Origin of the sequence: Paenibacillus etheri (genome assembly GCF_001012825.1) — a bacterium.
In the GTDB taxonomy this organism is placed as follows: Bacteria; Bacillota; Bacilli; order Paenibacillales; family Paenibacillaceae; genus Paenibacillus_AQ; species Paenibacillus_AQ etheri.
Genome location: NZ_LCZJ02000042.1, coordinates 1 through 6563 on the forward strand (window position 1 = coordinate 1; position 6563 = coordinate 6563).

The following is a 6563-nucleotide window of genomic DNA, read 5'->3' on the forward strand; positions in this document are numbered from 1 at the left end:
TGATTCTCCTTGTGTGAATGGTGTGTGGTAACTTCATTCTACACGAATCCCCATGGGCTTTCTCTGTTTAGCTGTCGCACTTCATATTACAATCCGTCTTATATAAATATGTAGTCAGTTGCGTTATATACTTCCTAAGATCTTTGAAGAAAAAAGTATTAGACTTAATAAGGGGGTGTATTAAACCATGAAAAACATAGGTATGATTAAAAAGAAGAGAAGTGTTCAGGGATTCTTCTTATTATTAATTATATTTATTATTTATTATTTTTTTATAACATCAAGTAATGTGTCGATTGTTACTATCGATAAGAAAATGATAGAGCATAATAAGAATTATATAGAAGTGAAATTTGAAGGTGGAATGACAAAAGATATTAAAGTACCAAAAATCGTATGGCCTTTAATTCAAGAAAATAAAACGTATTTGTTAAAATATAGATACAATTTGATTCGAGAGCCTTTTCTAGTAAAAATTCAAGAGGTCTGATTATTACAATGTGTGAATGATTTTTTAAAAAATATCGTAACTATTCAGGTCTAAATGAAAAATCGTCACGAACTAACCAAATAATATCGTTATAAATGAAGGAACAATATCTTGGTCGTTTTTCACATTTGCTTAATTATTTCACCGTATATTTCATATGTATCTTCCCTATCTATCTATTTATTGAAATTCCTTTTCGATCAGTCTTTCCGCGAGGAGATGGATTTAAGGATTCGCAGCAACGAAGCGAAAGCCAATATTGAAGGCGCGTATCAGACGATGGGCAGCGTGGCCTCAGTTACAGCTCATATCGAAGAGTTGACGGAGAGACTGGGGTCAAATATGAAATACGCTCGTCAAGGAATGACAACCATGGTTGATTCCTTGAGCATCGCAGATGCTGTGATGAAGGATTTACAGATGCAGAGCGGGGACATGTTAGCTAAGTTTACTACCCTGAGTAATCATATTGCGATGGTAGAAGAGATCAATACGCTTATTAACGGAATTGTGGATGAGACCTCACTGCTAGCGCTTAATGCTTCCATTGAAGCGGCACGGGCCGGGGAACAGGGCCGCGGATTTGCGGTAGTGGCCAGCCGGATTCGGCAGCTGGCCGATCAAAGCAAGAGCTCGGTAGACCGTTCCTCTGGCATCTTGCTCGACATTAATAACGGAGTACAGCAGGTGCTGGAATCCGTTACGAAAGAGCAAGCCTCAGTGGAACGTGGGGTGAACGAGGTCGGCACTGTGAAGCTTCGACTCGATGATATTGCGTCGAGAGTCGATGAGGTAGGCAGCGCCGTAACGGAAACCATCGATGCTGCCGCGAAGCAGGGCAAGCTGATTGTAGAAGTGACGACGGAGCTGAGTGGGGCGGTGGCTATCGTGAATGAGACGATCGCCAATGTGGATCTTACGCTGGAGCAGGTGACACGGCAGCGGAGTCAGATCGGGCAGCTGAACGAAGTAAGCGCCAATCTGCTAGCCGAGTCGCAATCGTTGCAGCAGTCGGTTACCAGCATTGCGGGTCGAGAAGAAATCGAGATGAGCCAATATGCAGCCCGGCTTCAGGAAATGCAGAGTCTCTTGGAGACAATTTCAGCTAAGGAAGAGCTATACGCCCCAGATACTGAAGTTCATCAAGGTGTTTTGACTTCTTACAATAAAAAAATTCCGGATGTACAAGCCATTTGGTCCAATCGGACGGATGGGACCTTTATCTATTCCGAGCCAGCGGCTGGCCTCTTGAATGCCAAGCGACGTGATTGGTGGAATGGTGCCATAAATGAAGGTGAATATGTCTCGAAGCCTTATGTTTCAGCAATCACTAAGCGTTCGTGTATTACATTGTCCAAAGCGATCAAGAATCGTCAGGGAGATGTTGTAGGTGTAGTTGGTATTGATTTGGCGGTGTAATAAAACAAAGACAGCAAGCTCCCTTATATACCGGGGCTTGCTGTTTGTTGTTTTAAGTAGGGACAATCTGCAGCTGCTTCCAAGTAGTCTGCCACTTTTTCTTAATAACTCGTTGTTCATAAATAGGAAGTAAGTTCGGATTCTCTGTGAAATGCGGGGTAGGTCGTAAGAGTACATTGATTACGTCTGAAATTCCGTGTGGAGCGACTAGGATGATTTTTCCCGATCGATCTAGGGAGAGTCCAAGCGCTGTAGCTGTTTCCGGAAACTTGGCGATCGCATCTACAGATGATGTATAGGGTGCAAGGTTGTTGACTGTATGCATTCTTGCTTCATTTTTAACAGACCAGGGGACATTGGGGTTTAGGTCTCTTAGTTTCGCCTCCCATTGCTTCTCCACTTCCTCTTGAAGATTGCTGTTGTCATAATAAATAACATCAACGTCTGGCAAAGGTGTCCGTTCTTCGAAGCCATGTAGGGTGTCCCAGATTTTTGCACGTACAAAGCCAGCGCAAACCCACCAATCGGGTAGCTCAAGGGATCTAGCATTTTCTAATATATCCATCATCCAGGGATCATTTTGTACAAGCTGAATAATATCTACCTCATGTTCTATCTTCTGCAACCCGCTCACCTCCGCATAGTCGTGTTTCCAATCTGTTCATATCATACAACAAGAGTTTCGATAGAGGTATAAAAGGACAGGCTGAATGGACAGAGGCATGAACTATCTTTATAATAAATCGACATCTAGTCCTTTGGAGGCGGAGACCATGCAATATACATTTACGATATTACTGCAATTATTCGAAAGAGCTGCGCTATTGCTGATGTGTCTGTTTGTGCTGACGCGTCTGCCGCGTTTTAAAGAGATTTTTCAAAAAGGAACCTACGCCCCGCAGGAGCTTGCCATAGCGACGATGATCTTCAGTTTATTTGCCATCTTTGGTACCTACAGTGGGATTAATGTGGAAGGTTCGCTTGTGAATGTGCGAATCATCGCCATCGTATCCGGTGGGATTCTGTTCGGGCCATGGGTAGGGCTTATAACAGGCATCATCTCAGGGGTTCACCGTTTTCTGATTGATATCGGAGGGGTAACCTCTCTTCCTTGTCTGATTACGAGTATTACCGCAGGTATTGTGTCAGGGATAATATACCGCCGTACTTCTGGTGAACGTCGCTGGATGGCCGGTATTTTGGCCGGGATGGCCTGTGAAGCCCTGACGATGCTGCTCATTCTGGTGATGGCTGAGCCGTCGTCGCTGGGTGTGGATATCGTGTCCAAAATTGCTTTTCCGATGATTATGAGCCAGATTAGTGTCGGTCTGATTGTCATGCTAGTGCAGAGTGTGGAAGGTGAAAAGGAACGGATTGCGGCGAAGCAGTCCAAGCTGGCACTGGATATTGCTAATAAGACCTTGCCTTATTTTCGTAATATTAATCCCGAGTCGCTTCGCACCATCTGCCAAATTATCAAAGAAGATATCGGCGCAGATGCGGTAGCTATTACGGATACTAGACTCATTCTCGCTTACGTTGGTGTTGGAGAAGAGGATTATACTACGACCAATGAAATTATTACTGAAGAAACTAAAGTGACGTTGTCCAGTGGTGAAATCACCATCCGTAACGACGATAGTGATTATGTGAATCCGGAGATTAAATCGCTGATTATTATTCCATTGAAGGAAAAAGGCGAAGTGACGGGAGCGCTCAAAATCTATTACACCAGGGCCCACAAAATCACTTACTCTCTCCAAGCTATGGCCGTGGGACTGTCGCAAATGATCTCTACGCTAATGGAAGTATCGCGGGTTGAGGGCATTAAAGAAATGGCGAACAAAGCGGAGCTAAAGGCGCTGCAGACAAGCATTAACCCACACTTCCTGTTCAATGCACTGAATGCGATTGCGTCCTCGATTCGGATTAACCCGGATAAGGCGCGCGAGCTAATTGTAAATCTGTCCGGTTATATGAGATATAATCTGGAGCTGACGGATGAATTCATTGATATTAAGCGCGAGCTGCAGCAGGTTCAGCAATACGTAGAGATTGAAAAAGCACGCTTCGGAAGCCGGCTTAATGTCCTCTATGATATTGATGAGGTTCAGGTTCGGATTCCGAGTCTGATCATTCAGCCGCTTGTAGAGAATGCGATCATACATGGCATACTGAAGGTTAGAGGAACGGGAACAGTAACGATCTCTGTAAAAGATCTAGGTGATATTGTACGAGTTGGCATTCGGGATACTGGAGCTGGCATCAGCGAGGAAACGATAGAGAAGGTCTATACTGGTGATATGCCGGAGAATAAGATCGGACTGTTTAATGTACACCAACGCGTGAAGCTAATCTATGGGACTGGACTTACGATACAGAGGTTGGATAAAGGGACAGATATCTTTTTTGATGTCAAAAAGGAGGGCCTATGAGAGCAATCATCGTGGAAGATGAAGAGCTGGCAAGACAGGAGCTGGCTTATTTAATAGAGACACACAGCGGGATCGACATTGCCGCACAATTTGAAGACGGGCTGGATGCACTCAAATTTTTACAGGTTGAGACGGTAGATGTGATTTTTCTGGACATTAATATTCCCTCGATCGACGGAGTGCTGTTGGCTCAGAATATTAGCAGATTCTCGGTGAAACCATATATAGTGTTTATTACTGCTTATAAGGAGCATGCTGCTGAAGCCTTTGAGATTGAAGCGTTCGACTATATTCTGAAGCCTTACAGTGAGGTGCGAATTAAGGCTATGCTGCACAAGCTGGAAGGAGCATTCGCCGCCCGTGGGCGACAAGGAGAAGAAGAGCGTAATCCAGTCAGTGATAAGGTGAACCTGTGGAAAAATGAAAAGATTATCGTAGTGAATGCCGACGATATTTATTACGCCTCCGCACAGGAGAAAAGTACGAGCGTAATGACTAAAGGTGAGGAATATAGTATGGCACTCAGCATCAGCGATTTTTATAATCGACTGCCTGAGGATCGTTTTTTTCGCTGCCATCGTTCCTATATCGTTAACCTATCCAAGATCAAGGAAATCATCCCTTGGTTCAACAATACGTACTTACTGCGCCTGCATGATTTGGAGTTTGAGGTGCCGGTAAGTCGTAGCAAAGTAAAGGAATTCAGGCAGATCATGCGCCTATAAATGCAGTTCATTCTTCATTTTCGTCATCTCATGCCAGATTTCTCTCAACATCCGCTGGTTTAGCTACAATAAAGAGGCAATAGAAGCTCTTGTAGCAGATCACGAGAGAGAAAGAAGGAATAGACCATGACTTCGACGATGGACAACAAAAACGCCAAACGGTGGCTTATCGTATTAGGAACAGTAATTATGCAGATGGGTCTAGGTACCATTTATACATGGAGTTTGTTCAATGCACATCTGGTAACAAAATTCGGATGGGAGCTTAACTCTGTTTCGATTACGTTTTCGATCACGAGCTTTGCACTCGCTTTTGCGACTTTGTTCGCAGGGAAATTGCAGGATCGTTTTGGTCTTCGCCGGTTAACTACCGCCGCAGGGATTGTGCTTGGTCTAGGATTGATTCTTAGCTCTCAGGCGAATTCGCTTCTAATGTTCTATGTATTGGCTGGTGTAATCGTTGGTTTTGCAGACGGAACAGCTTATATCACTTCATTATCTAACTTAATTAAATGGTTTCCGAATAATAAAGGCTTAATCTCCGGTGTGTCTGTGGGTGCTTACGGAACGGGGAGCTTGATTTTTAAATATATCAATGGCAGCTTGATTGACTCAGTGGGTGTATCGAATACGTTTATGTATTGGGGCATGATTGTTATGGTCATGATTGTGATTGGCGCTCTGCTTGTAAGAGAAGCTCCGGTACAAGCGGCATCACTGGGTGCCACATCAACTTCAACTACAGCTAAACCTAAAGACTACACCGTAAAAGAAATGCTGCGTACGAAAGAAGCTTATCTGTTGTTCATCATTTTCTTCACCGCTTGTATGTGTGGCCTGTATTTGATCGGTATTGTAAAAGATATCGGCGTGCAGCTGGCTGGACTGGATGTGCAGACGGCAGCTAATGCGGTAGCGATGATTGCGATTTTTAATACAGCAGGACGTTTGATTCTGGGAGCCCTGTCTGACAAAATGAGCCGTTTGAAGCTGGTAGGCGCTTCGCTTGCTGTAACGGCAGCCGCTATGTTGACCCTTAGCTATGCGACGCTGAATTTCGGATTATTTTTCACTTGTGTAGCGGCTATTGCATTCTGCTTCGGGGGTAATATTACAGTGTTCCCGGCTATTGTCAGTGACTTCTTCGGACTGAAGAACCACAGTAAGAACTATGGAATCGTGTATCAAGGTTTCGGTATTGGTGCCCTTTCCGGTTCGTTCATCGCCGTCTTCCTGGGCGGGTTTAAACCTACTTTTGTGATCTTTGGTCTCTTGTGCCTGCTGGCTTGCCTCATCGCGATTTCGCTAAAACTGCCGGTGGAGAAAGCTGAAGAGAAGAAGGCCCTGCGCCTCAAAGCTACAGAGCGGACGGCTTAAAGGTAAAAGACAACTATATCAAAAAACTTTCATGAGCCATTAGCTCACATCCCAGAATGAAAATGTTATTCGCCCGTTGCCATCTATGTCTTAATCCAGCTATTTCTGTCTATTCTA

Annotated in this window: 6 protein-coding genes; 5 read left to right on the forward strand and 1 reads right to left on the reverse strand. The window is 44.2% G+C overall.

The features are described 5' to 3' along the window. The first annotated feature begins 187 nt into the window (after positions 1 to 187). Entirely contained in the window at positions 188 to 490 is a 303-nt protein-coding gene (locus UQ64_RS26315) for a hypothetical protein (protein WP_060626397.1), read from the forward strand. A 219-nt stretch (positions 491 to 709) separates the two neighbouring features. Next, a complete protein-coding gene (locus UQ64_RS26320; protein WP_156417685.1) occupies positions 710 to 1909 on the forward strand; it encodes a methyl-accepting chemotaxis protein in 1200 nt (399 codons plus the stop codon). A gap of 52 nt (positions 1910 to 1961) precedes the next feature. Here the strand turns inward: UQ64_RS26320 and UQ64_RS26325 are convergent, their stop codons facing one another. Then, positions 1962 to 2477 (reverse strand): nucleotidyltransferase family protein, encoded by a 516-nt coding sequence (locus UQ64_RS26325; RefSeq protein ID WP_060626408.1) that lies wholly within the window; start codon positions 2475 to 2477, stop codon positions 1962 to 1964. 205 nt (positions 2478 to 2682) lie between these two features. Here UQ64_RS26325 and UQ64_RS26330 point away from each other — a divergent pair, with 205 nt between their 5' ends. From UQ64_RS26330 to UQ64_RS26340, 3 genes are all read left to right on the forward strand, one after another. After that, positions 2683 to 4344 (forward strand): sensor histidine kinase, encoded by a 1662-nt coding sequence (locus UQ64_RS26330; RefSeq protein WP_060626404.1) that lies wholly within the window; start codon positions 2683 to 2685, stop codon positions 4342 to 4344. Next, entirely contained in the window at positions 4341 to 5069 is a 729-nt protein-coding gene (locus UQ64_RS26335) for a LytR/AlgR family response regulator transcription factor (protein WP_060626406.1), read from the forward strand. The genes UQ64_RS26330 and UQ64_RS26335 overlap by 4 nt, the downstream gene beginning before the upstream one ends. 138 nt (positions 5070 to 5207) lie before the next feature. Beyond that, entirely contained in the window at positions 5208 to 6446 is a 1239-nt protein-coding gene (locus UQ64_RS26340; RefSeq protein ID WP_060626410.1) for an L-lactate MFS transporter, read from the forward strand. Positions 6447 to 6563: the final 117 nt, after the last annotated feature.

What these genes read in the sequence shown, in the direction of transcription:
- UQ64_RS26315 (WP_060626397.1), top strand. Translation starts at nt 188, where the DNA reads ATGAAAAACATAGGTATGATTAAAAAGAAGAGAAGTGTTCAGGGATTC.
- UQ64_RS26320 (WP_156417685.1), top strand. Translation starts at nt 710, where the DNA reads ATGGATTTAAGGATTCGCAGCAACGAAGCGAAAGCCAATATTGAAGGC.
- UQ64_RS26325 (WP_060626408.1), bottom strand. Translation starts at nt 2,477, where the DNA reads ATGATGGATATATTAGAAAATGCTAGATCCCTTGAGCTACCCGATTGG.
- UQ64_RS26330 (WP_060626404.1), top strand. Translation starts at nt 2,683, where the DNA reads ATGCAATATACATTTACGATATTACTGCAATTATTCGAAAGAGCTGCG.
- UQ64_RS26335 (WP_060626406.1), top strand. Translation starts at nt 4,341, where the DNA reads ATGAGAGCAATCATCGTGGAAGATGAAGAGCTGGCAAGACAGGAGCTG.
- UQ64_RS26340 (WP_060626410.1), top strand. Translation starts at nt 5,208, where the DNA reads ATGGACAACAAAAACGCCAAACGGTGGCTTATCGTATTAGGAACAGTA.